Origin of the sequence: Herpetosiphon geysericola (genome assembly GCF_001306135.1) — a bacterium.
Lineage (GTDB): Bacteria > Chloroflexota > Chloroflexia > Chloroflexales > Herpetosiphonaceae > Herpetosiphon > Herpetosiphon geysericola.
Genome location: NZ_LGKP01000021.1, coordinates 122,234 through 146,555, shown reverse-complemented (window position 1 = coordinate 146,555; position 24,322 = coordinate 122,234). Strand labels below are relative to the sequence as shown.

The following is a 24,322-nucleotide window of genomic DNA, read 5'->3' as shown; positions in this document are numbered from 1 at the left end:
AGGTTAAGAAAGATCATAGGATGCGGGCTTTTCCCGCGCCAGCACATAGTGCATCCCACCAACATGGCGCACCATACCTTTGAGTTCCATCAGGCCCAAGGTCGCCGAAAGATCATGGGCGGCCAAACCACAGGCCCGCCCTAAATCGTCGATGTGGGTTGGCTGACCACTCAAATAGGGCAAGAGCAAGGCCTCGGCTGGTGTTTCTGGCACAATGCTGCTGACCGTTTGTTGGGCTTGGGCTTGATGCAGATTGAGTTGCTCAAGCACTTGGTTGATGCTGCGCAAGGGTGTTGCGCCATCGACAATTAATTGATTCGGGCCATCGCTACTATGGCTCAAAATCGAGCCAGGCACCGCAAACACATCACGGCCTTGGTCGAGCGCAAACCGCGCAGTAATTAATGCGCCGCTGCGTTCGCCAGCCTCGACCACAATCGTTGCCAAGCTTAGCCCGCTAATTAAGCGATTGCGCGCCGGAAAGTTGCCACTCAGCGGCTCAGTCGTGGGCGCATATTCCGAAAGCAAGGCTCCCTGTTGGCTGACATCGTTGGCCAATTGGCGATGTTGGGCTGGGTAAATCTGTTGCAAGCCGCTGCCAAGCACTGCCAACGTTCGCCCATTATTCTCCAAGGCTGTCCGATGTGCCATGGCATCAATGCCGAGGGCCAAGCCTGAAACCACCGTTAGACCTGCGCGAGCTAACTCGCCAGCAAACTTATAGGTGACCTCACGCCCATAGGGGGTGGGGTTGCGGGTGCCAACAATTGCCACCGCCCAGCGATCAGTTTCAATCAACGAGCCACGCATATACAGCAATGGTGGCACCGGATCGATCGTTTGCAACATTGTGGGAAATTCAGGATCGTTCTGCATCACGACCGTGATGCCTTGCTCGGCGATGGTACGAAGCTCGGCCTCAAGGTCTAGATGCTGCTGTGCATGCTGCAACGCTTGGATTGTGCGCCGATCCAAGCCTGCTGCCCGCCAATCGTCGAGGCTGGCCGACCACGCTGCAGCAGCCGAGCCACAGTGCTTGATCAGCGCTTGAAGCCGTTGTGGTCCTATACCAGGAGTGAGATTAAAGGCAATGTAGGCATGACGTTCATCCATTGCAAACTCCCACGCATGTGTAACGCTTTAATTATACATCAGTCCGATTGGTAGCAAAAGCAAATAGGAATTGCGGGCACTTTCAAAAGCAACTTGCTTCACGGTATAATGAACCTATTATGGCTTTTTTCCACACTGGCCGAGTTTATGAATAGTTTTAGTAATACGTCCCGGCAACCAGCCATCGAGCAGCCAACGCTCACCCACATGAGCCAAACTATCGCCCGTTTAGAAGCTGAGCTTGCGAGCGCCCAACAAGCCTTGCTTGCCAGCGAAACGCGCAAACTGGAGTTTTTTAATCAAACTCCAGTCATCGAGTTAATTATCGAGCCGCATACATGGCAGATTTTAGCTGCCAATCCAGCCGCTTGCCGTTTTTATGGCTATAGTCAAGCGGAGTTTTGCACGTTTAGGCTGAGCGATTTAAATGCCCAGCCTGTCCAAGAACAACGCTCGGCAATTCGCAATGCAGAGCTTGGCGGCAGCAATCGCTACGATTTTCGCCATCGCTTACGCTCAGGAATGGTCTGCGATGTGGAAGTTTATATCACTGCCTTCGACTATCAACAGCAGCCTGTGTTGTGTTGTTTAATTCACGATGTAACCGCCCACAAGCAAACGATTCGCCAAATGCAACGCCAAAATGCCTACCTTGGCTCGCTCCACGATGTTACCTTAGCCCTGATCGAACAAGTTGCGCTCAACGATTTGCTCGAAATTATTGTTTGGAAGGCTAGCGATTTGGTTGGCAGCGAATATGGCGTGCTCTATATTCGTAGCGACGATGGCCAAGCCATGCAATCGGTGGTTGGGCGCGGTGGCATAGATGTGATTCCACGAATCGAATTGGGCCAAGGGGCAGTTGGCACTGTTGGCTTAACTGGCCAGCCATTAATTATCGATGATTATGCTGCTTGGCCAGAGCGCCTTTTCGATCCACAAGCCGGTTTTGGTAATGGCTTGTTGGTCTTACCATTATTACGCGAACAAACCGTCGCTGGCGCATTGGTGATTATCTACGATCCTAGCCAAATTCAGATTAGCATTACCATGCTTGAAATGGTGCAACAATTTGCCCGCTTTGCCTCGCTTGCACTGGAGAAGCATATGCTCAACACCGCAGCCCAAACCGAATTGGCCGAACGTCGGCGGGTCGAACAGCAGTTGCGTTCGCTCAACGAGCGCTTTGAGTTGGCGCAAACTGTGCTCAACGGCGGCATCTACGATTGGGATATGATTCAGCAGACCACGCTGGTGAATCGGAGTTTTACCACGGTGTTTGGCTATACCAGCGCCGAGGTGGCCAGCAGCCCAACGTGGTGGGACGAGCATATTCACCCAGACGATCGTGAGTTGTTTATGCAACGGACTGCCAATCTTTTTGCTGGCAGTAGCGATATTTTTTCTGCAGAATATCGTTTCCGCGATCACAATCAGCAATATCGTTTTGTGCGCGACCGTGGCCATGTGCTGCGCGATGCCAGTGGTCAGCCCTTGCGCATGGTCGGCACGCTGATCGATATTTCGGAAGAATATCGGCATATTGTCGAGATGTTGCCCTTGCCGCTCTTTGTGGTGCAGGATGATCGGATCGTCTATGCCAATCAGGCTGGTTTGGCCCTGACTCAAACCACCAGCAGCGAATTATTAGGCCAATCGGTGCAACAGGGCTTGCGCCCCCACGATCTTGCTGATTTTAATGTGCTGATTCGCCATGCCAGCAGCGTACCCACCAATTTTATTGAAACGATCTTTTTGCGCCGCGATGGCACGCTGATTTATGGCGAATGCTCAACCTCGGCCATGGTGTTCGATCATCGTAATTCAGTCCAAGTCATTATTCGCGATATTAGCGAGCGCAAGCAGGCAGAACAAAAACGCTTGGAAATTGAACAGCACTTCTCAGAAACTCAAAAAATCGAGAGCTTGGGCGTGTTTGCAGGTGGCATTGCCCATGACTTCAACAATGTGTTTATGTCGATTCTTGGCAATACCCATTTGGCTTTGCTCGAATTGCCCGAGCAAGCTAATGTGCGCCAATTACTGAGCGAAATTGAGCTATCAGCCAAACGCGCAGCCCAAATTACCAAGCAGATGGTCGCCTATACTGGCCAAAACCTTGATGTGCGGCGTAGTTTGTTGATCAACGAAGTAGTGCAAACCTCAATTCGGCTCTTGCCCTCGGCCTTGAGCCAGCAACGCCAAATTCAAAGCGAGCTAGCGCCCGATATTCCAGCAATTGAGGGCGATCAACAACACTTGCGCCAAGCAATCAGCAATGTGTTAATTAACGCCCTTGAAGCATCGAGCAGCGGCCCAATTCGGGTTACAACCAGCGTGCGCGAGCTGCAAGGCGCGCCCGAAGGCCATACCTACACGACCGGAAGCTTTGTGCCCGCCAACTATATCGTGATTGAAATTAGCGATCATGGCTTGGGCATGGATCACGCAACGATCTCGCGTATGTTTGACCCGTTTTTTACCACCAAGTTTACTGGGCGCGGGCTTGGCTTGGCGGTTACGCTGGGTGTTGTGCGTGGCCATCGTGGCAGCATTGCGGTCAAAAGTCGGCCACAACAGGGCACGACGATCGGCATGTATTTGCCAATTATGCCAGCAAATGTGCAAACCGAAGGTATTCCCCAAGCGCCAAATCTGGCAGTTTCAGCCCCAGGCAAAATTCTGGTCATCGACGATGAGCCAGATGTGCGCATGGTGATTGATCGCATTTTACGGCGCTTGGGCTACGAAACCTTGCTTGCAGAAGGTGGCAATCGGGGCATTAGCTTGTTCCGTGAGCATTATCAACATATTGCTGGCGTGTTTCTCGACCTGACCATGCCCGACCTTGATGGCCAAAGCACCCTCGCCGTGCTCAAGCAAATTCAGCCTGAAGTGCGAGTGGTGATTATGAGCGGCTATAATGAGCACCATGTGAGCCAACAATTTGGGACTACTGGTACAACCCAATTTCTGGCAAAACCATTTATGATTGAGGAGATCCGCGATAAGCTCGCGGCACTACGGCTCTAGCCATGCCGCGTTGGCAACTTTTGAAAGGGGCAAAGTATGTCTCGGCGTTCTCCAAAACCATCACCATGGCCACGGCGCTTTATGTATATCACTGGCGTTGTGATGGTCATTTTCTTTGCTGTAGCGCTCAACGGTTTATATAGTGGCAATTTTGCGCTGGCGTTTCCCATGTTTGCTGGCTTAACTGGGTTGATGTTGTTTATGATTATTTTGCTCTTTTTACACAACCGCATGAATCGTTAGCCCAAACCCATTGCTCAGTAGGGCTGATCGGATTATTGCCGATCAGCCCTTGCTGCGTTTTAGGCTATAAATTTGGAATTTGCCAATCGATTGGGCTTTGGCCATGGGCTTCAAGTGCTGCATTAATGGTTGAGAATGGGCGACTGCCAAAGAAGCCATTATCAGCGGAGAGCGGCGAAGGATGCGCCGATTGAATGATCGTATGCCGATTGCTATCGATTAAGCTGGCCTTCTTTTGGGCATAGGCTCCCCACAACACAAACACCACATGCTCGGTTTTGGCATTAACTTGGCGAATCACTGCATCGGTAAATTTCTCCCAGCCCCGATTTTTATGCGAGTTGGCGGTGTGCGCGCGAACCGTCATTACGGCGTTAATCATCAACATGCCTTGTTTGGCCCAGGGCAGCAAATAGCCGTTATTCGGCACCACACAACCCACATCGGTTTTGAGTTCTTTGAACATATTTTTGAGCGATGGCGGTGCTTTGATGCCAGGCAGCACTGAGAAACAGAGGCCATGGGCTTGGCCGGGGCCATGATAGGGATCTTGGCCCAATAACAAAACCTTGGTTTGTTCAGGCGAGGTTAATTCCAAGGCCGAAAACACCTGATCTTCTGGTGGAAAAACCTGATGTTCAGCGCGTTCGGCAGCAACAAATGCTTCAAGCTGGCTCCAATAGGGCTTGGTTGTTTCCTCGGCAAGCACTGGTTGCCACAAAGCAGGAATCGTTAATGACATTGATTAGTCCTCATATTCACACAACGTTGGCTATTGCATCTTCATAACATGCTCATATCATACAGCTTAAGAATCACTCAACGCTGTGTCAATGGTTGTCACAGTGCTGAATGATGGGAAGTTTCCTTTGATTAAGGAGGTTCAGTGTGCTGAATCATGTTCGGACACCTCGTAGGTTCTCGTTGATAACCTTGCTTGCGCTGTTTAGCTTGGTTGTTGGCCTGAATTTAGCCCAAGCTGCGCCACGTACTACTCAAGGCGGTGGCGGCTTTACTCCAGGCAATATCGTCGTCGTGCGCGTAGGCGCGGGGGCGAGCACGCTTTCAAGTGCTGCGGCAGCGGTTTTTCTCGATGAATATACACCGAGCGGCTTGTTGGTTCAATCAATTGGCTTGCCAAGCAGCCTGAATGGCAATACTCGGCGGCTTACAATGGCTGGTACGGCAACTTCGGAAGGCTCGCTCAGCCTTGCTGGCGATGGTCAATCATTACTTTTGGCGGGCTATGATGCCGATGCAGGCACGGCCAGCGTTGCTGCTACCACCAGTGCAACCGTCAATCGAGTGGTGGGCCGGGTTACTTTAGGCGGCATTCTTGACCTATCGAATACTGTAAATGATGCCTACAGTGGCAATAATATTCGCGGGGCGACTGGCACTGGGAGCAACGTTTGGTCAAGCGGAACTGGTAGCACTGCTGGCGTGCGCTACCTTAATGGTCTTGGCACGACCACGACGTTAATTACTCCAACCAACACCCGGGTTGTCCATACCTTTGGTGGTAATCTCTATTTTTCATCATCGGCAGCAACATCGCGAGGCGTTTATCAAATTGGCACAGGCTTGCCAACCACTAGCGGTCAAAGCATTACTCAAATTGTCAGCTCAACCTCGGCCTATGGCTTCGTCTTTTTGGATCGCGAACCAAGTGTGGCTGGCGTTGACACGCTATATGTGGCCGACGATATGACTAATCTGCGCAAATTTTCATTTAATGGCACAAGCTGGGTGTTACAAGGCGTTTGGGCTACTCCCAGCACTGCATTTCATGTTACGGCCCAAGATAATGGCGCAAATGGCGTTGATTTATATCTGACCCGTAGTGGCAACACAATCAGCAAATTAACCGATACTGCTGCTTACAATCAGCCAATTAATGCGGCGGCGTTGCAACCAATTGTCACTGCTGCAACCAATACTGCCTTGCGGGGCATTGTGGTCATTCCGGCGGCGAATCAAGCCACCGCCACCCCAACCAACACAGCTACGCCAAGCGAAACCGCTACGCCAACGGATACGGCTACGCCAAGCGAAACGCCAACAGATACGACAACGCCAAGCGAAACCGCCACCCCATCGGCAACGCCTATTCCAAGCTGTTTGCGCTTTAACGTCAGCATTGATGGTGCTCAGGAAGTGCCGCCAATTGCTAGTACGGGCACTGGTAGCGGTACGGTTGATGTTGATACCGTCAACAACACCCTGCGCTACAACATTAGCTACCAAGGTTTAAGCAGCGCCGAAGCTGCTGCTCACATTCACGGCTTTGCGCCACGTGGTAGCAATGCAGGCGTATTATTCACGCTGCCGACTGGCTCGCCCAAAGTTGGCACACTCAACTACGCCGAAAATCAAGAAGCTGGCATTTTAGCGGGCCAAACCTACATCAATATTCATACTAGCGATTTCCCTGGGGGCGAAATTCGCGGCCAGCTTGATGGCGCTACGCTTTGCCCGCCGCCAACCGCCACCCCAACCGAAACCGCCACTCCCAGCATCACGCCAACCGCCACCGAAACTGGGACTGCAACGCCAAGTTTAACTCCAATTATCACCCCACCGCCAAGTTGTATCACAATGTCGGTGATTGCCGATGGCTCGCAAGAAGTGCCACCAACTGGCAGCAAAGGCATGGCGATGGGCACGATTGAGATTAATACCGTTGCCAATACACTCAGCTACAATATTACCTATCACGATTTGAGCAGCGCTGAAACTGCGGCCCATATTCACGGCTTTGCACCACGCGGAGCAAACGCAGGGGTGTTGTTTAATCTGCCGCTTGGGGCAAGCAAAGTTGGCACAATCAACTACGCTGAAAATCAAGAAGCCAATATTTTGGCTGGTCAAACCTATATTAACATCCACACTGAAAATTTCCCTGGTGGCGAGGTTCGTGGCCAGCTCGATGGTGCCCAAGCCTTGTGCGCAACGCCTACGCCAACCATCACTATTACTGCGACTAATACCGCCACGACCAGCCCAACCAACACCGCCACCACTAGCCCAACCAACACTGCTACCGCAACTACCACGGTAACTGCCGTTCCCCCAAGTTTTCGGGTCTATTTGCCATTAGTTACGAAATAAGCCAAAAAGCCGCTGGATCATTTGCGATCCAGCGGCTTAATCGTTAAACCTTAGTGCCAGAAATTAATCCCCAAGAACGCCAACAGGCAGCCAACCAGCAGAATGCTTGCTAGTGTAACCCCCAAAATCATAAACAGCACCAAGGCTGCCAAGATATAGCCTGCACTGAAAAAGAGAATTCCTTCCCAACCAACATCATGAGGCGGTAAATCGAAGAGCTTTGCGGGTTCTGGTGCTTGTTGCATAGGAATTGGCTACCTCGTGGTGTCTGCTTTCGGCTGGGCGGAGGGCCGGGACTCCCACCGCCGCACGCCAGTCACGGACACACCAGACCACTTCTGGTCTATACCATTGATTATAGGCTGGTTTAAAACCATGAACTATGGTCAGATTGCCATAAGCTGACGGCCAAATTATTGTGGAAAGTATACAAGATTGGGCAATCTGCCAAACAGCAAGCATGGCTCGTAACGCTCAATAGGCAAGCTGGATACTGCATGCTATAGTAATATCTATCCCTGCTGTATACCAATGGACGACTGCAACTCACTCTTGAACAATTACGATCATGGGTTGAGCAAGGACTAGGGAGATGCCATGAACGAGTTAGCCTTTGACTTATACCGTTTTGACTTAGACGTTGAGCCTCATTTTTTACACTATTGGGATGTAATTGGACGAGCAATCAATGATATTTATATTGGGGATCGCCTAGAAATTCGCCTTCCCGACGAAACGTCCATGGGTGACGATGGCTCTTTCGTGGTGATCGCGATTGAACTGTATAATCGGAGCGCGCCTATTCTCGAGCGAGGTATGACGGGAAGATTAACTCTTGAGGGAGACCAAGGTGATCTTCTCAAGGACACGAGGTTTCTCGTGCACACCACCACATGGTCACCGCCGGACGATGAACACAAAGCAGCGCAATTCTAGGCGTGCACGCTTGCCAGTTCAACGCATGTAATCACGGCAATTCCACGAGAGCAGCGATTTTTTTTCATAGCAAAACGCTGCCCCTGCTCACATGCTGTGTTGGGAGCAAGGGATGCAAGAGCTGAAAAGCTTGTGCATTCTGAGGTATAGCGGTGGCGAGCAACATCTAATCCTAGAATAGCTATGACAAGCAACGATCGGCTGTGGTATACTGCTGCTAAATATTCCCCTTCGAGGCACTGCAAGGAGGTTGACGTGGCCAGTCGCAACCGCAAATCCACCGATTCGACCAATACCAACGTTGTCGAACGAGTCGATATTGATCGCTCGTACAAGTTTATGATCATGACCTCCTTTATCCTCAACATTGTGCTCATTATTGGCTTGATCATTTTAGCGGTCGCGCTGTTTGGCTATAAAACGGGCTTGGCTCCACTCAAACCCACCATTGCCAAATTGACCGATACGATTGACGGCCTCAACAATGCCACGATTAGAGCCAGCGTGCCCTTGAATGAGCGCTTGCCAATTAGCTTGCAAGTGCCAGTTAGCCAAAATACCAATGTGCGCGTGACCCAAGCAGTGCCTTTATCAGTGCCCGCTGATATTACGCTGCCCGGCGTAGGCTACCTCAAAGCCAGCGTGGCCTTGAACTTGCCCGAAGGCTTGGAATTGCCTGTCTATCTGAGCATGACAATTCCACTTGAATCGTCAGTACCTGTCAGCTTAACTGTGCCAGTCAATATTCCGCTGAGCGAAACTGAGCTAGGGCCACAATTTCGCAGCTTGGGCGAGTTGGTGCAGCCGCTGGCCGACCTTGTAAATGGGAAACCAACCGAAGAATGAAACTCTTGCTTTGGGATATTGATGGAACCCTGATTCGGGGACATGGACGCGGTCTTGAAGCTTTCAAGGCCGCGTTTCAGCGTGTCTACGAATTGGATTTGCCGCTTGGCTCGACCGCAGGCAAAACCGATGGCTTGATCGTCCGCGAGTTGCTACATATGTGGGAAGAAGCGGCGATTCTTGAGCGGCTTGAACAATTTTATGCGGTCTACGAAGGCGAATTACACGCTCGCTTTGAGCATCTGCAACGCGAAACCACGATTTTGCCTGGCGTGAAGGCTGCGTTGAGCCAACTTCAAGCCCACACAATTCACTCGCTGCTCACAGGCAATATGCTGCGCACCGCCAGAATTAAGCTTGATGCGGTGGGCCTCTGCACTTATTTTCGCTGGGATTGGGGCGCGTTTGGCTCGGATAATCACATCCGCAACGAGTTAGTACCCGTAGCTTTTCAACGAGCGCAAGCGGCTGGTTGGCAAGGCACGCTCGCCGATGTGGTGGTGATTGGCGATACGCCGTTTGATATTGGCTGCGCCAAAATTGCCGGAGCACGCTCAGTTGCTGTGGCCAGCGGTCAATTTAGCCTTGAGCAACTTGCCGAGCACCAGCCCGATTTGCTGCTGAACGATCTGCATGAACATGCACAGTTGCAGGCATTTTTAGGAGTTGGCGATGAAACTCATCGATAAAGTGATTGTGATTACTGGTGGCAGCCGTGGGCTGGGTTTGGCCATGGCCGAGGCAATGCTACGCCAAGGAGCCAAGGTTGTGATTGCTGGCCGCGATCAGGCTAGCCTTGAGCAAGCCCTTGCCGAACTCAAACGCCATGGCAGCAACGTTTTCGCTCTCAGTTGCGATGTTGGCGATTTGGCAGCGGTCGAAGCCTTGCGCGATCAAGCGCTTGCCCAATTTGGCAAGCTCGATGTTTGGGTCAACAATGCTGGAGTTTCCGGCCCCTATGGCGCAACCGTGGCAATTCGCCCGCGTGATTATCGGCGGGTGATCGATACCAACATTCTGGGCACTTATCATGGCTCAATTAGCGCCTTGAAACATTTTCAAAGCCAAGGCCATGGCAAATTAATCAATTTGTTTGGGCGTGGCGATACAGGGCCTGCTCCCTTCCAAACTGCCTATGGTGCGAGCAAAAGCTGGGTGCGCAATTTTACGCTTGCTTTGGCAAAAGAACATCAGCAGCAAGGCATCGAAATTTTGGGCTTTAACCCAGGCTTGATGACCACCGATATGCTGACCAATGTCGAGGTGATGGCTGGCTACGAGGCCAAACTCAAAGCCCTCAACACGATTCTGCGCATGTGGGGCAACCCGCCCAGCGTGCCCGCCCAAAAAGCAGTTTGGTTAGCATCAAAAGCGACCGATGGCCGCAATGGTCTAAGCATCAATCTGCTGTCGCCACCACGCTTGCTGCTTGGCGCACTCAAAGAAGGCTTACGCCGTTTACGTGGTAAGCCCGCCCCAGGATTGTCAATCAAATTGACGACTATCGAGTAAGTCGGGTTGGGCGACGAAACCACGAAGAGCTATTTTTAGCCACGAATTCCACGAAAAAGTATTTTAGCCACAGATTGGCACAGATTTGTTTGATTGTTTTTCTACTAACCCAGCACCTACAGCCCATAGTCATACATGCTCTGCGCCGCTACGTTAAACATATGATCCACGAAGGACACAAAGAGCACGAAGGTTAGGTTTTTAGCCACGAATTGCACGAATTCCACGAATGATAATTATTTTTAGCCACAGATTGGCACAGATTATTCAGATTGTTGTTCTGAAAGCCCATAGCCCATAGCCCATAGCCATCATATCTCTGCGCCGCTGCGTTGAAGTGTGCTCCTGAACCCTGAATCCTGATCCCTCGCCCCTTCATCCCTCATCCTTCATCCTTCATAATTTCTCAAGCCTGCTAGAATAGCTCAATTGAAGCTTCTTTGTGTTTTGAGGATGTTTCCCATGGCCAAATCAACAGTTGAGGCTATTCGCGCTCGCTTCGATGCTGATGTTGAGCGCTTCTCGAATTTGGAAACCGGTCAATCGGCAACCGTCGATGCTCCCTTAGGCCTGACCCTTGTCGCCCAAGCCGCCGCCGCCACCACGCCCAATGCGCAGCATATTTTGGATATTGGCTGCGGTGCTGGCAACTATAGCTTGCGCTTGCTGCAAGAATTGCCTAATCGCGATGTAACCTTGATCGATTTAAGCTTGCCAATGCTTGAGCGAGCGCAGCAACGGGTCAGCGCTGCGACGACTGGCTTGGTTACTGCTGTGCAAGGCGATGTGCGCCAGCTTGAATTAGGCAACGAACAGGTTGATATTATCGTGGCCGCAGCCGTGTTTCACCACTTGCGCGACGATGCTGAATGGCAGGCGGTATTTGCTCAATGTTATGCAGCCTTGCGCCCAGGCGGCTCGTTGTGGATTTTCGATTTGGTTGAGCATTCCAGCGAGGCGGTGCATGAATTAATGTGGCAGCGCTATGGCCAATATCTCAGCGATTTTCGCAATGAAGCCTATCGCGATGAGGTTTTTAACTATATTGAGATCGAAGATTCGCCGCGCCCATTGCTGTGGCAAATTGATGTTTTGCGCAGCGTCGGCTTTCAAAAGCTCGATATTTTGCACAAAAATAGTTGTTTTGCCGCCTTTGGTGGCGTGAAGTAGGAATGAAGGCTATAGGCTATAGGCTATTGGAACAGTTGCGAAAGCATTCGTCTAATAGCCTATAGCCTATTTTTATGTTCTATGCTCTATGTTCTATGTTCTGCTGATCCCCGACCCCCAACAACTGATCCCTCGTTATTACAATTTCGAGAGAATCGAGGCTAAGCGGCGGCGGAATGGCAGATCAAACAACGGGCGTAGCGCTTTTGGCGCATTCAGCTGAAGCTGATCATGCTCGTGCTGCTTGGCTGCTTGGTAAGCCAACAAAGCACTGTTATCGGGATTTTCGGCCAAGGCTTCGCTAACCAAGCCCAACGCCACCTCAGCATCTTGCAAATCGCCTAAATAATCTTGGGCGGTGACTAACTGCTCAAGCAGCGATTCGTGTTCATCAGCCAAAGCAGCGCTAAATAACTCCAGCGTATAGCGCAAATGCTTAATTTCAATCCGCAAGCGGTGCAAGCTCTCAACTGGCGCATCGTTCAAAATCACATCATAGGCTCGAATGCGCTCGTAGTGGCTCCAAACTGTGCTGCCAACCCAATGCCGCACCAAACTGCGCTCAACACGGCCTTCATCAGTTTCGGCTTCGCGCACGCCAGCGCCCGCGGTCAGCACAAAATCGGTCAAACGCTGGGCAAATTTGCTGGCCTTGCGGCTTTCCAAAAAGCCCAATAATTCAACTCGTGCCGCATCGCGCTGCTGGCTGATCGCTGCGATCAACGGTTCATAGCCTGCTTGTTCTGCTTTTTCGAGCGTTGCCCGATGCTCCTCAAGCTTGCCCAAAAAGACATCTGCATCGCGCACAGCACCCAACATACTGGCCCATTGGCGCAGGCCGCGGCGCAATTTGGCCACAATTTCTGGCTCATACAGCGTTTCGCCCAAAATTGCCAAAATTGTGCGCAAGCGGCGAGTTGCTACCCGCATCTGATGCACGCCCTCTGAATCATCGCCAATGACGGCTATCGGCCAAGCTTTATGCAATTTCAACACATGTTTGGCCAAAATTGCGCGACCTGCTTCGGCCAAGTTGTTGCCTGCCTCCATAGGCGTGCGCTCAACTGCTTGTTTGAGCTGGTCTTGATCTTCGGCATGATTGAGCAACAACATGCCGCGCTGGCTCTTGGAGCGGGTTTCTGGCTCCAACGGCAATGCGGTGGTGTAGATCGAGGCCAGCACCGCCAGATCGGCAGCAGTGCCAACGCCTTTGAGTTCAATTTCGATCTCATGGAACGGCAACGAGCGCTCGCCGCTGATTAACGAGCCGCGATCAAGAGCCAATTCGGCAATCTCCTCGCCATCACGCTCGATTCGCCAGAGCCGCCGCCGATTGCGCACCGTCAGCATTGGCAATAATGGCTCGTCGCCAATTAATGCTTGCACTGGTTCGCGAATCTCGCTTGGCCACAATTCAGGATGATCACGCACATTCGGCGTAATTTCGTGCTCGAATTCTTGGCGCTGATGAACTGCGCCCTCAACTTTGCCCGGCAATTTGAGGGTTAGCCACAATTGCTGATCGATGCGGCGAATGCGTAAGGTATAGCGTTGCTGGTTTAATTGGCGGCTCGCGGTATCTAAAATACTATCGCGGATTTCGACGGTAACCCGCTCGCTGAGGCTAAAAGGCGCAATATTAACAGCCTCAAGTTGTTTCGGACGGATCGGCTGCGTTGCGCGGTATTTGGCTTCTTGTTCCATGGATCATCTCCGTGACAACATCATCCATTGGTCAGTATAGCATGGTGCTTGGCTTGAGCATAGATCAAAATATCCCCCCAAAGGGTGAGATAATCAATACATCCATAATGGGATTAGCGGCGAATATCTCTACAAGAACATCACACAACAGAATGGTGTTTGAGCATATTTTTTGTTAGGAAGGGCAACCTATGAGTATCTCACGTCGCGGATTCTTAAAAGGTGTAGGCGGTGGAGTTGCGGTCGCAAGTTTTGCCTCGATGTTCGGTTTGCATGATGTTTCAGCAGCCGATTACAACGCTCAAAACCATGATGCCAAAGATACCCCACTCACAATCGTTTCGTTGGCTGCTACCGCCGAGCGCTTGGCAATCACCTCGTATTACAACACGATCAAGGGCAATCCATTTGGGCTGGCCGACGAAGAATTGTTGTATCTGAAGTATGCACTGAGCGCAGAATTGCATCACCTTGAAGTAGTAGAAAGCTTTGGTGGTAAGGCGCTTACCGACAAGTTCTATGTTCCAGCTAAGTTCTTGAGCGATTTTGGGGTCAATACCAACACCTTTATGGCAGCAGAAACCGCCTTTACTGGCGCATATTTGGCAGCTACCCGCCGCTTTGCCGAGCTTGGCGAGCCACGGATTGCCGCCACCACTGCGCAGCACGCCGCGACCGAAGCCGAGCACTTGGCCTTGACCCGTGAAATCGGTGGCTATTTGCCAAATCCAAACACCCTGCCCGCCCCAATCTTCTACAACGTCTCCGACGCGGTTCCGGTGCTTGGGCCATTCTTGCAAGGCGGCACAGGCTTTATCGGCCCAGTCGATTACCCCGGTGCTGATGCAGTTCGCGCCTTATTGGGCAAAGACATGGCACTCAAAGTTCCTCCATTCACGCAAGTCTTCTAAGCTGTAACAGTTGCCCGTGGTCAACAAGCTCTGTGCTTTTTGATCTGCCGTGAGTTTGGTTTCCAGTTTGGCTGGCTGCTGTTACGGTGGCCAGCTTAACCTGCTTAATCTATATCATATCGAGTAATAAGCCTATAATTGTACGATAGGAAGGTGATTGATATGCCAAAGCGTCTGTTGCTGCTTGGATCATTGCTTTTGGGGTTAACCCTTTGGCCCAAAGCCACAGCGGCCCATGAGGTCTGTTTTCCCGAAGATCAAAGCCCCTATTGTCTGAGCGACCCATTTAGCGATTATTGGGAAGCAAACGGTGGCCTGCCGGTCTTTGGCTATCCAATCACCACGGTCAACCGCGAACAAAACCGCGAGACTGGCAAGGTTTATCGTACTCAATGGATGGAGCGCAATCGTTTTGAGTTGCATCCAGAAAATACGGGCACGCCCTACGAAGTGTTGCTTGGCCTCTTGGGCAAAGATCGCTTGAGCCAACTTGGCCGCCAGCCAGACCCCGCTGAAGCTGGGCCAAAAACAGGCTGTTTGTGGTTCAAAGAAACAGGCCACAATGTCTGTGATCAAGGCAATGGGATTGGCTTCAAAAGTTATTGGCAAGCCAATGGCTTAAAAATTGATGGCCTTGATGCCTATGCCCGTTCGTTGCAATTGTTTGGTTTGCCCCTGACCGAGCCAAAAATGGAGCGCAATAGTAGCGGCGATTTGGTTGAAACCCAATGGTTTGAACGCGCTCGCTTCGAGTGGCATCCCAATAATCCGAATAATTTTAAGGTGTTGTTGGGCTTGTTGGGCAAAGAAGTGCGGGCCACTGCCCCACCAACCGCGCCGCCAACCACCCAGCCACCAAGCACCGCCAATTGCACCATGAACGCGCCAACGGTTGCCGAAGGTGCGCAGGCTTGGGTGGTTTACCCTGAGATTGAGAGCAACGCAACCCAAACGGTCTGCGTGCGCTTGACGATCACTGGCAAACCCAAGAGCGGCACAACTGCTACCGTCGAAATCGATTTGGCCAGCGGAACTCAATCGCTGATCGCATTAACCGATAGCTCGGGCGTGGCAACGATTCAGTTCAAGGTTGGCAATCAATCGAGTGGGCGGCGCAATAATGTGCGCGCCAGCTTCAGCAGCGGCCAAACTGCGACGACCAGCTTTGTGATTAAGTAAGCTGAATGTTGCGAGCGTTGGGATATTTGCCCAACGCTCGTTGCTTATTCGCTCAGATTTGGCTCATTCAAAACCCCAGCCAAGTCGATCAGCTCAGGCTGGCTATACTCCAAGCCGCTAAACCAGATGCTCCAGACCTGACCTTGGCTGCGCCATTGTTCAACACAGCTTTGGGCAATCTCGCAGAAAATTTGCCATGCGCCATGGTCATGACGGCGCAATTGATCGGCCTCATAAAAAATAATAATCAGGCCCTGCGCATCTAACCAACTTAAATCATTTAACGCTTCTTCGAGCGCATCCCAATTGTGGCCAACATAGGCCGGAAATTGTAAGGCTTGGGCGCAGGCATACAGCAAATCGGGCTTGCTGCTAATTTCGCGCCCATCAAGCTCGATAAGCTGAAGCTTCAGCTGTTGCACGCCCATCAATAAGCGGGCGATGTGCGATGCTTGCACCCGATACAAGCCAGATTGGGCTGGATCGCGGGCTAAATTGAGGAGTTTCATCGGCGCACCCTCCGAAAACTTGCATAATGATCATCGGTGTAATACAACTCGCCATTATCGCCTGTCACAATGCGACGTGCGCCACGATCTGCTGAGCCAGGCGTTTCGACTGTGTACTCGCGATAGTAGCCACGCGGCTTGCTAGGCAAAATTTGCTCGCGATTACTGAAAATCGCGCCATCTTTGCTATAGGGAAACGGCCCATCCTGCTCGATTAATTCAATCGTTTCTTGGGCTTGAATTGGCAAATCGCCAAACGCCACATAGCGCAAGCCCGCCGAATCGCGCTCGGGTATGCGGGTTGCTTGGGCGGTTGGCCGTGGCGTGGGTTTGCTGGGCACAGCAGTTTGGCGAGGTCGTGTGGTTGGTTTGGCTGTTGCAGTTGGGCGTGGTCGCGTGGTCGCTTGTTGGCGCTGAGGCGTGCTCGATGGCAAGCCGCGCGAACTGCTTTCGAGGGTTGGGGCGTTGGTTGGGCTGGTGTTTGGTTGATTTGAACTGGGCTGATTATTGAACCAAATCAACCCAATTAAGATAATCAGGCCAAGACCAAACTCCAAACCTCGCCGTAACTTGGTTGACATAGCTATTTCCTCGCAAAAACACCCGACCGCACAGGCAGATCGGGTGTTGTGGTGTGATGTTGATTGTTGTTTAGGGCTTGATGCCTGCTGCTTCACAAGCGGGAACTAATTTGACTGGGCACAGTTGTTGCGGCGACCAAAAATTGTCGTTGATAATCGTATCCTTGATTGACGCTTTGGTCACAACGACTGGGTTAAGCAAAATTGCCGGAACATCGATAATCCCGTTGGCGACTGTGCGATTGTTGACCAAGTTGGTTGGAATCAGCTGGCCAACGAGCAAAGCATGGGCAATTTTGGCGGCAGTTTCTGCTTGAGGCCGCAGTGCCTTATAAATTGTCATATGCTGTTCGCCAGTGATAATGCGTTGCACGGCGGTTAATTCTGCATCTTGGCCAGTAATCAAGGGCAATGGCTCAAGTTTGGCAGCTTGCACAGCGGCTAAAGCGCCGCCAGCAGTACCATCGTTGGCAGCATAAATCCCATCAATCTGATCGCCGGCAGCCAGCATGCGTTCGATATATTGCTGCGCTTCGGTTGGCTGCCAATCTGGCGTATCAAACTCGCCAACAATCGTCAATTTGCCTGCTGCCACCAACGGATCAAAGACCTTTTTGGCGCCTAGCTTATATTCGCTGGCGTTGTTATCGTTGAGCGCGCCGTGCAGCAGCAGAATTTTGGGATTCGTAATGCCACGGCTGGTCAAGCCAGCAACCAAGCTTTCGGCCTGCAATTCGCCGATTTTTTGGTTATCAAACGAAATGTAGGCCGTCACGCCAGGCGAATTCAAAATTAGCCGATCATAGGCCACGACGGGAATTGATTGATCGGCAGCATGATCGGCAATCGTGCGTGAATCGACCGAATCGACCGGATCGAGCACCAAAACCCGTGCGCCAGCCTTAATTGCCTGTTCTGCTTGCTGTTGTTGCAGCATTGGATCATTTTGGGCGTTGTAGTACAACACCTGACAATCATCACAGAGCAATTTCATCTCACGCTCGAACCATGGCCGATCGACGGTTTCGTAGCGCTTGGTGGTTTGCTCCGGCAACAACAGCGCAATAATTTTGGCCTTGGGTGCTTGCGCCCCACCACATCCAACCACTACAACCATGAGCACCAATAGCACAAACCTGCGTCGCATAGCTAAAACTCCTTGTGCATTGGCGGACGTGGCTTCGTTAGTTGGCGGGAGCATCCAATAATTGCTCGCTTAGCTCAACGAAGCGGTCGATGTCGGCCTTGACCGTAGCCAAACTAGCCCGCCAAAAATCTGGTGTCCGAATGTCAATTCCAAAGCGTTCGGCCAAACTTGCAGCGTCGGCCTTGCCCGAAGCAGCCAATAAATCATCGTATTTGGCGCGGAACTCGTCGGGCGTTGCCACATATTGGGCGTACAAGCCTAAGCCAAACAACAAACCAAACATATAGGGATAGTTGTAAAACGAGCGTTCAGCGCTGTAGTAATGGCCTTTAACTGCCCACATATACTGATGATAGTACTGTTCGTCGAGACCATCGCCATAGGTTTCAGCTTGGGCTTTGAGCATCAGATCGTTAATTTCTTGCACGCTTAGCTCGCGGGCTTGGCGGGCTTCGAACAGGCTTTGCTCAAAGATAAAGCGGCTGCTAATATCGACGACCAACTGGCAGCTATTTTGCAGCGACGATTCGATGATTGCCAACTGGGTGGCTGGGTCGGCTTTGGCCAAGGCTGCGTTGCGCACGATCGTTTCGCAAAAAATGCTGGCGGTTTCAGCCAAGGTCATGGGAATTTGGCGCTGCAATGGCGTGGCTTCAGCTAAGTTAAGATTATGATAGCCGTGACCCAACTCATGTGCAAGGGTTCGCATTCCTGCGAACGATGGCTTATAGTTGCTCAGGATGCGTGATTCATCGCCAACCAAGCGCATACAAAAAGCCCCGTCACGTTTGCCAGCCCGTGGCTCAGCATCGATCCAGTTTTCATCAAAGGCGCGGGCGGCATAATCGCGCAAGCGTTGTGAATAGCTGCCGAAATGCTCCAAAATAAAGGCTTCGGATTCGGCATATTCCCAAGTGCTTACATCGCTGCCAATGGGCGCAAACAGATCAAACCAGGGCAAGCGTTCGCCGCTACCGAGCAAGCGCGCTTTGGCCTGCAAGTAGCGCCGAAAATCTGGAAAGGTTTCGCGGGCAGCGGTTAGCATCGCATCGAGGGTTTGGCGATCAATGTTGTTATCAGCCAGCGCCTCATCCAACGCTGTGGCCCAACCACGATGGCCTGCCAAGGTGTTGACTTGGCCTTTGATGCTATTGATTGCGGCGGCCAGCGGCGTTTCGACCTGCTTCCAGCCAGCCAATTCTGCTTCGTAGGCGCTTTTGCGCACTTCGCGCTTGGGATCAAACGCCAAGTTGCGCACCATGCTCATCGGCATGTGCTTGGTTTCGCCATCAAGTTCGACTGCCACATTGAGCTGCGAACTCACGACCGTGTGCAATTTGCTCCAGGCATTCGCGCCACTCAAATTGAGTTCTGCGGCCAAAACTTCTTCTGCTGGCGACATCAAGTGGGTTGCTTCTTGCTTGGCTTTTTGCAAGGCATAGGCATGGTCGGCAGCTAGCGGCGATTGGGCGATTAATTGCTCAACATCCAAGCCCCCAATCCAAGCTACCCAACGAATGCCCAATTGTTGCAACTGCATGCCCAATTGCTGCATTTCGCTGAACCGTGCTTGAGCGACCGTATTGCGGGTGTCGGTGGCGACAAAGCCCATGATATAGCTAAATGTCGTTGCTACCGCCTCATGCGCTTGGTTGAGCGCATTGGTTACTGTTTCAAAGGTTGCGATGGTTGTTGAATCAAGCACTTGGTTTTCACTACGTTGAATCGCAGCTTGATCAAACAAGCTTTTGAGCTCAGCGACTTGGTGCTTGAGTTTTTCAAAGCCTTCGGCAAATTCTGGTGATTCGAGGCTGGGGTAGACAACTGAAAGATCCCAATGCGGTAACGTTTGGGTACTCATGTGATAGATCCTTTCTCATCAACAACCCTAAAAAAAGCCGCAACGCCCAGCTGCTTAGCGTGGGCGTTCGTTTTGTGGTTCATTGCGGAAGTTGGGCAACACTTGACGGGTGGTTACTTGATACCAATTGGCGATCCGCCGGAAGCGGTCGCTGTAGCGATAGAGCACTTCGGCCTGCTGATTGATTGGCGCAAGCCCTAGCACCTCAATTGATGGCGCGACTTGCTGCTCCAACAATGGCTGATAGAGCATCACCGAGGGCGCAAGCGCCAGCCATTTGGCCTGAAACTCAGCATACAATTCGCGGCGCGTCTCTTGGTTGGTGGTTTGGCGTGCTCGCACCAATAAATCGTCAATTGCTGGGTCTTCAAGCCCAGCAAAGTTGGCGGCGTTGACCTGCGACGAATGCCATAATTCATAGACATCGGGATCGCTGCCCAAATTTGACCAACCATGAATTGCCAAATCGAAGGTATGTTGACTGAGCGTATCTTGCAAATTGCTGCTTGGCACCAATTGCAGGCTGGTTGAAACCCCAACCGTCGCCAATTGGGCCTGAATTCGCTCGGCAATGGCGCTGCGTTCTGGGCTATTGGCGCTGACCAACTCAAAGCGCAATAATTGGCCTGCTTTGCGGCGCCAGCCTTGCTCATCGCGCTGCCAGCCTGCTTGATCCAGCAAGCCATTGGCGCGACTTTGCTCTGGATCGTCGATATAGCCAGTCAGCTCATCGGCCACAGCCCACGACGAGGGCAAAATTGGCGAGGTCAAAGGCAAGGCCCGATTTTGCAGCACGTCGGCAATCAAGCTATTTGGGTCAACTGCATAGTCGATGGCTTGGCGCACGCGCAAATCATCAAGCGGCGGACGACGCAAATTAATTGTCAGCACGACATAATCGGCCAATGGTGCGCGAACCCGCCGATAACCAACAGGCAGCGGCAATTCACCTTGCTCTGTCACATCGTAGGTAAAGGCATCGACCGTATCGCGGCGCAAAGCTTCGTGGGCAGCTTCCATGGTTGGGTACAGCCGAAACTCTAGCCGCTCCAAATTGGGGCGACTATTGGGAATATTGGGCCGATAATCGGCATTTGCCACCAATTCGATTAAATTGCCATCACGTTGGCCAAAGCGAAAACTGCCAGTGCCAATTGGCTGCTGGTTCCAAGCTTGCCATTGTTCGGGCGTGGCGTTGCGCAACAGATGCGACGGCAACATCGGCACAGTGAGTTGATTGAGGAATGGAGCAAAGGCTACGGGCAAATTAAAGCGCACAGTTTGCGGATTGAGCGCCGTAACCGCGATGTTTTGCCAGGCCAATTTGAGGCTTGGGTCGCCATTGAATTGTGGGCTTTTGATCCAGTCGATTGTCCAGATCACATCGTTGGCCGAGAAAGGCGTGGCATCGTGCCAACGAACATCATTGCGCAAGGTCATGGTATAGACCAAGTTGTTGCTGCTGACCTGCCAATTTTCTGCAAGATCAGGCACAACCACCCCAGTGGCCTCAACCCGGGTCAAGCCCTCGAACAACAAGCCACTGAGGTCGGCCTCGGCGCGGGTTTGAGCGCTACCGCGCAAGGGGTTGAGATCGTTGACCTCGCCAACCAAGGCCTCGCGATAGACCCCGCCAACGCCTGCCTCGCCGCCTGCTGTTGTTGCTAGCGCTAAGTGCGCCAACAACAACAAAATCAGACTAGCACAAACCAAGGTGGCTCCAATTTGCCAGCGAATACGTCGAACCATACGCTTAGACTGTTAATAAGAAGGGATGCAACAGCGCCAAGAGAATCAATACGCTGGCGATCACAATCGTTACGCTAAACAGGGTTTTTTCAACGCCGCGCCGAGTACGATAGGCGGCTGAGGTGTTGCGGCCACCCAACACACTGGCGCTATTGCCTTTGGCTTGTAAAAGCACCAAAGTAATCAAGGCAATCCCCAAAACAACTTCTGCCGAAAACAAATACGTTTGCACCTGGTAAACCTCCACAGTTGGCTGTGTCTAGTCAAGTATCAATAGATCGCTATTATAAACCAAGAATATAGAACATAGAGCAAACAGCATAGAACATATGCCATGGGGTCGTGAGCGGGGATTGAGAGCAGGGCATTAGTTTTTAACGCAGAGACGCAGAGAATGGATATTTGCTTTGTTTAACCACGAAGAGCACGAAGAGCACGAAGGTTAAGTTTTTAGCCACAGATGCCCACAGATTTTTATGATTATGTTCTACGCGCCCATATTCTATCGCCAATAGGCATTGGTTCTCTGCGCCTCTGCGTTGATCGTACCTTTTACCACATCGCCGAAAGCCAACAGCCTAACTTCTGACCCCTAGCCCCTGAACCCTGACCCCTCGTTCTACATATCCCAGGTTTTTGGAATAAACAGATCGTTGAATTTTTTCAGGGCATAGCGATCGGTCATGCCAGCAATATAATCGATGACGGCGCGTTCGACTGGCTCGCCGCGTTGTTGGCCAATTGCCAGCAGATCGCTGGGTAGCGATTCTGGATGCTTACAATAATATTCATACAGGGTGTTGATCACATAATCGACTTTGCCATCTTCGGTTTTGGCAGGGCCACGCAGGTAGACATTGGCATACATATATTCACGCACGCCGTTGGTGGCCTCTAAAATTTGCGGGCTCATGCTGATGGCCAAATCGCTGGGCGCTGGTTGCTCGCCACGTGCCCACCAATTATGGTCGATCATATCGCAGACCATGGTATTAATCCGCTCGGCGTGGGTTGTGCCAAGCATGGCAACATAGGCGCTGGGCAAATCATTGAGTTGCAAAATGCCAGCGCGCATTGCATCATCAATATCATGGTTAATGTAGGCCACGCTATCAGCCAATTTAATAATTTGGCCTTCGAGCGTTGAGGCCGTGCCCCAGGTTGCGGTGGTAATATCTTTGCGCGATTTGGAGTGTGAATAAATGCCCTCGCGTACTTGCTGAGTTAAATTCAGCCCCTCGCCATGTTTCTCCAACAGCTCAACCACGCGCACACTTTGCTCGTTATGGCGAAATCTGCGGCCAATTGCTTTGGCCAAAGCGGCCTCGCCAGCATGGCCAAACGGCGTGTGGCCCAAATCGTGGCCCAAGCCAATCGCCTCGATCAAATCTTCGTTGAGCAGCAAGGCGCGGCCAATTGTGCGCGCAATTTGGGTTACTTCAAGTGTGTGGGTTAAACGCGTGCGATAGTGGTCGCCGATTGGCGCAATAAAAACTTGGGTTTTATGTTTCAGCCGCCGAAACGCCTTGGAATGCAAAATTCGGTCGCGGTCGCGCTGAAACTCCGTGCGCACTGGCGAGGCTGGCTCAGGCTGATCGCGTTTGGCGTTCGCGCTATAGGCTGCCAATGGTGATAAACTTCGAATTTCGGCTGCTTCAAACAATTGCCGCACAGATTGATGCTGCATATCCTGCTCCTTGACGTACAATTAACCGCAAACAACCAAATAAGACCGCCCAGCAAGCCAATTATTTGTTATGATGTATATCCTATAGCATTGTGACAAGCGCTGGCACATGGCGTTTCTAGCGTGAAAATGCTTTCTCCGCGTTCTCCGAGCGCAGCAGTGAAAACTAAAAACGCTGATCGCCCGTAGGCTACGGGGATCATACAAACAACCAAACTGAGGCTGTATATGCCCTATTTAATTGATGGCCATAACTTAATCGGCCAACTGGCGACGATTCGCCTCAATGATCCTGATGACGAAGCAAAATTAGTGCAATTGCTGCAACGCTTTGCAATTACGCGCAAAGTAAGCGTTTCGGTGGTTTTTGACCGTGGTCAATATACCCAGCGCACCCTCGGCGGCGGTGGCGTAACTGTGCGCTTTGCCCGCTCACCAAGCGATGCAGACGAGATGATCAAATCGCAGCTGGTGCGTTTATCCCGTGCTAGCGAGTGGGTGCTGGTTTCGTCTGACCGTGCGATTACCTCGGTGGCCGATGCAGTTGGCGCTCGGGTGATTAACGCTCGCGATTTTGCCGCTTTGCTCGAATCGATGGGCGCTGCTGATCCCAATGCACCGACGCACCAAGAGATGCATGCCCATGTGCGCCAAGATCAATTGCCAGAATGGCTTGATTTTTTTGGCTTTGATAAAGAGAGTGCTGAGAGCAAAGTTGACCTGACGCGTAAACCCAAGCCAAACCAACCAAGCCAGCAGCGCACGGGCACCCAGGCCAAACGACGTTCGCCCCAAGCTGCTAAACCAATTGTTGTGCCACAACCGCCTGAGCGTTGGCAACTGCCGCCGCGCCGCAAAGATCAGCCCGACCCAATTCCGCGCGATGCTGATGGGCGGCCACGGCTTTCGCGAGGTGGCAAAAACCCGCAGGCAAGCACCGGCGAACGGCTACACAAACCACCGCCGCCAGTGCATCCCGATGAGATCGACGAATGGCTTGAATTTTTTGGGGCTGATGAGGAATAACGAG

22 protein-coding genes are annotated in these 24,322 nt (G+C 51.8%); 11 read left to right on the top strand and 11 right to left on the bottom strand.

From position 1 onward, the window contains the following. Positions 1 to 3: 3 nt before the first annotated feature. Positions 4 to 1,113 (bottom strand): DNA-processing protein DprA, encoded by a 1,110-nt coding sequence (dprA, locus tag SE18_RS12060; RefSeq protein ID WP_054534713.1) that lies wholly within the window; start codon positions 1,111 to 1,113, stop codon positions 4 to 6. 147 nt (positions 1,114 to 1,260) lie between these two features. Here dprA and SE18_RS12055 point away from each other — a divergent pair, with 147 nt between their 5' ends. Beyond that, the gene (locus tag SE18_RS12055; protein WP_054534712.1) at positions 1,261 to 4,146 is read left to right on the top strand and encodes a PAS domain S-box protein; all 2,886 of its coding nucleotides are present in this window, start codon (positions 1,261 to 1,263) and stop codon (positions 4,144 to 4,146) included. Between the two features lie 36 nt (positions 4,147 to 4,182). After that, a complete protein-coding gene (locus tag SE18_RS12050; RefSeq protein ID WP_054534711.1) occupies positions 4,183 to 4,389 on the top strand; it encodes a hypothetical protein in 207 nt (68 codons plus the stop codon). A 64-nt stretch (positions 4,390 to 4,453) separates the two neighbouring features. On the opposite strand, the gene ung is transcribed toward SE18_RS12050, so the two are convergent. Next, entirely contained in the window at positions 4,454 to 5,131 is a 678-nt protein-coding gene (gene ung, locus SE18_RS12045; protein ID WP_054534710.1) for a uracil-DNA glycosylase, read from the bottom strand. Between the two features lie 146 nt (positions 5,132 to 5,277). Between ung and SE18_RS12040 the strand changes: the two genes are divergently transcribed. Further along, positions 5,278 to 7,500 (top strand): CHRD domain-containing protein, encoded by a 2,223-nt coding sequence (locus tag SE18_RS12040; RefSeq protein ID WP_054534709.1) that lies wholly within the window; start codon positions 5,278 to 5,280, stop codon positions 7,498 to 7,500. Positions 7,501 to 7,550: 50 nt separating this feature from the next. Here SE18_RS12040 and SE18_RS12035 read toward each other — a convergent pair whose 3' ends face one another. Continuing rightward, the gene (locus SE18_RS12035) at positions 7,551 to 7,745 is read right to left on the bottom strand and encodes a hypothetical protein (RefSeq protein ID WP_054534708.1); all 195 of its coding nucleotides are present in this window, start codon (positions 7,743 to 7,745) and stop codon (positions 7,551 to 7,553) included. A 352-nt stretch (positions 7,746 to 8,097) separates the two neighbouring features. Here SE18_RS12035 and SE18_RS12030 point away from each other — a divergent pair, with 352 nt between their 5' ends. The 5 genes from SE18_RS12030 (at position 8,098) to SE18_RS12005 (ending at position 11,964) form a co-directional block, all read left to right on the top strand. Next, positions 8,098 to 8,436, top strand: coding sequence for a hypothetical protein (locus SE18_RS12030; protein WP_054534707.1), 339 nt, complete (start codon positions 8,098 to 8,100; stop codon positions 8,434 to 8,436). Between the two features lie 255 nt (positions 8,437 to 8,691). Next, positions 8,692 to 9,282, top strand: a complete 591-nt coding sequence (locus tag SE18_RS12025; protein ID WP_054534706.1) for a hypothetical protein — start codon at positions 8,692 to 8,694, stop codon at positions 9,280 to 9,282. After that, the gene (locus tag SE18_RS12020; protein WP_054534705.1) at positions 9,279 to 9,971 is read left to right on the top strand and encodes an HAD family hydrolase; all 693 of its coding nucleotides are present in this window, start codon (positions 9,279 to 9,281) and stop codon (positions 9,969 to 9,971) included. Before SE18_RS12025 ends, SE18_RS12020 begins: the two co-directional genes overlap by 4 nt. Next, positions 9,955 to 10,794, top strand: a complete 840-nt coding sequence (locus SE18_RS12015) for an SDR family NAD(P)-dependent oxidoreductase (protein WP_054534704.1) — start codon at positions 9,955 to 9,957, stop codon at positions 10,792 to 10,794. Before SE18_RS12020 ends, SE18_RS12015 begins: the two co-directional genes overlap by 17 nt. Positions 10,795 to 11,256: 462 nt before the next feature. Next, entirely contained in the window at positions 11,257 to 11,964 is a 708-nt protein-coding gene (locus SE18_RS12005; protein WP_054534702.1) for a class I SAM-dependent methyltransferase, read from the top strand. Positions 11,965 to 12,102: 138 nt separating this feature from the next. Here the strand turns inward: SE18_RS12005 and SE18_RS12000 are convergent, their stop codons facing one another. Continuing rightward, positions 12,103 to 13,668 carry a CYTH and CHAD domain-containing protein gene (locus SE18_RS12000; RefSeq protein ID WP_054534701.1) on the bottom strand — a complete coding sequence of 522 codons (1,566 nt, stop codon included), beginning with the start codon at positions 13,666 to 13,668 and terminating at the stop codon, positions 12,103 to 12,105. A 191-nt stretch (positions 13,669 to 13,859) separates the two neighbouring features. Between SE18_RS12000 and SE18_RS11995 the strand changes: the two genes are divergently transcribed. Then, a complete protein-coding gene (locus tag SE18_RS11995) occupies positions 13,860 to 14,579 on the top strand; it encodes a twin-arginine translocation signal domain-containing protein (protein WP_054534700.1) in 720 nt (239 codons plus the stop codon). A gap of 162 nt (positions 14,580 to 14,741) precedes the next feature. Then, complete coding sequence (locus tag SE18_RS11990) at positions 14,742 to 15,758, top strand: hypothetical protein (protein WP_054534699.1); 1,017 nt, start codon at positions 14,742 to 14,744, stop codon at positions 15,756 to 15,758. 44 nt (positions 15,759 to 15,802) lie between these two features. Here SE18_RS11990 and SE18_RS11985 read toward each other — a convergent pair whose 3' ends face one another. From SE18_RS11985 to SE18_RS11955, 7 genes are all read right to left on the bottom strand, one after another. Beyond that, the gene (locus tag SE18_RS11985; RefSeq protein WP_054534698.1) at positions 15,803 to 16,267 is read right to left on the bottom strand and encodes a barstar family protein; all 465 of its coding nucleotides are present in this window, start codon (positions 16,265 to 16,267) and stop codon (positions 15,803 to 15,805) included. Beyond that, complete coding sequence (locus tag SE18_RS11980; RefSeq protein ID WP_054534697.1) at positions 16,264 to 16,848, bottom strand: ribonuclease domain-containing protein; 585 nt, start codon at positions 16,846 to 16,848, stop codon at positions 16,264 to 16,266. The genes SE18_RS11985 and SE18_RS11980 overlap by 4 nt, the downstream gene beginning before the upstream one ends. A 70-nt stretch (positions 16,849 to 16,918) precedes the next feature. Continuing rightward, complete coding sequence (locus tag SE18_RS11975; RefSeq protein WP_054534696.1) at positions 16,919 to 17,995, bottom strand: sugar ABC transporter substrate-binding protein; 1,077 nt, start codon at positions 17,993 to 17,995, stop codon at positions 16,919 to 16,921. Positions 17,996 to 18,032: 37 nt separating this feature from the next. Then, positions 18,033 to 19,856, bottom strand: coding sequence for a M3 family oligoendopeptidase (locus SE18_RS11970; protein WP_054534695.1), 1,824 nt, complete (start codon positions 19,854 to 19,856; stop codon positions 18,033 to 18,035). Positions 19,857 to 19,910: 54 nt separating this feature from the next. Next, on the bottom strand, positions 19,911 to 21,605 hold the full coding sequence (locus SE18_RS11965) for a peptide ABC transporter substrate-binding protein (protein ID WP_054534694.1): 1,695 nt from the start codon (positions 21,603 to 21,605) through the stop codon (positions 19,911 to 19,913). Positions 21,606 to 21,609: 4 nt separating this feature from the next. Beyond that, positions 21,610 to 21,837, bottom strand: a complete 228-nt coding sequence (gene secG / locus SE18_RS11960; protein WP_054534693.1) for a preprotein translocase subunit SecG — start codon at positions 21,835 to 21,837, stop codon at positions 21,610 to 21,612. Between the two features lie 387 nt (positions 21,838 to 22,224). Next, on the bottom strand, positions 22,225 to 23,292 hold the full coding sequence (locus SE18_RS11955; protein ID WP_054534692.1) for a deoxyguanosinetriphosphate triphosphohydrolase: 1,068 nt from the start codon (positions 23,290 to 23,292) through the stop codon (positions 22,225 to 22,227). Positions 23,293 to 23,520: 228 nt separating this feature from the next. On the opposite strand from SE18_RS11955, the gene SE18_RS11950 reads away from it, so the two are divergent. After that, positions 23,521 to 24,318: an NYN domain-containing protein gene (locus tag SE18_RS11950; protein ID WP_054534691.1), complete on the top strand. Its 798-nt coding sequence runs from the start codon at positions 23,521 to 23,523 to the stop codon at positions 24,316 to 24,318. The last annotated feature ends 4 nt before the right edge of the window (positions 24,319 to 24,322 follow it).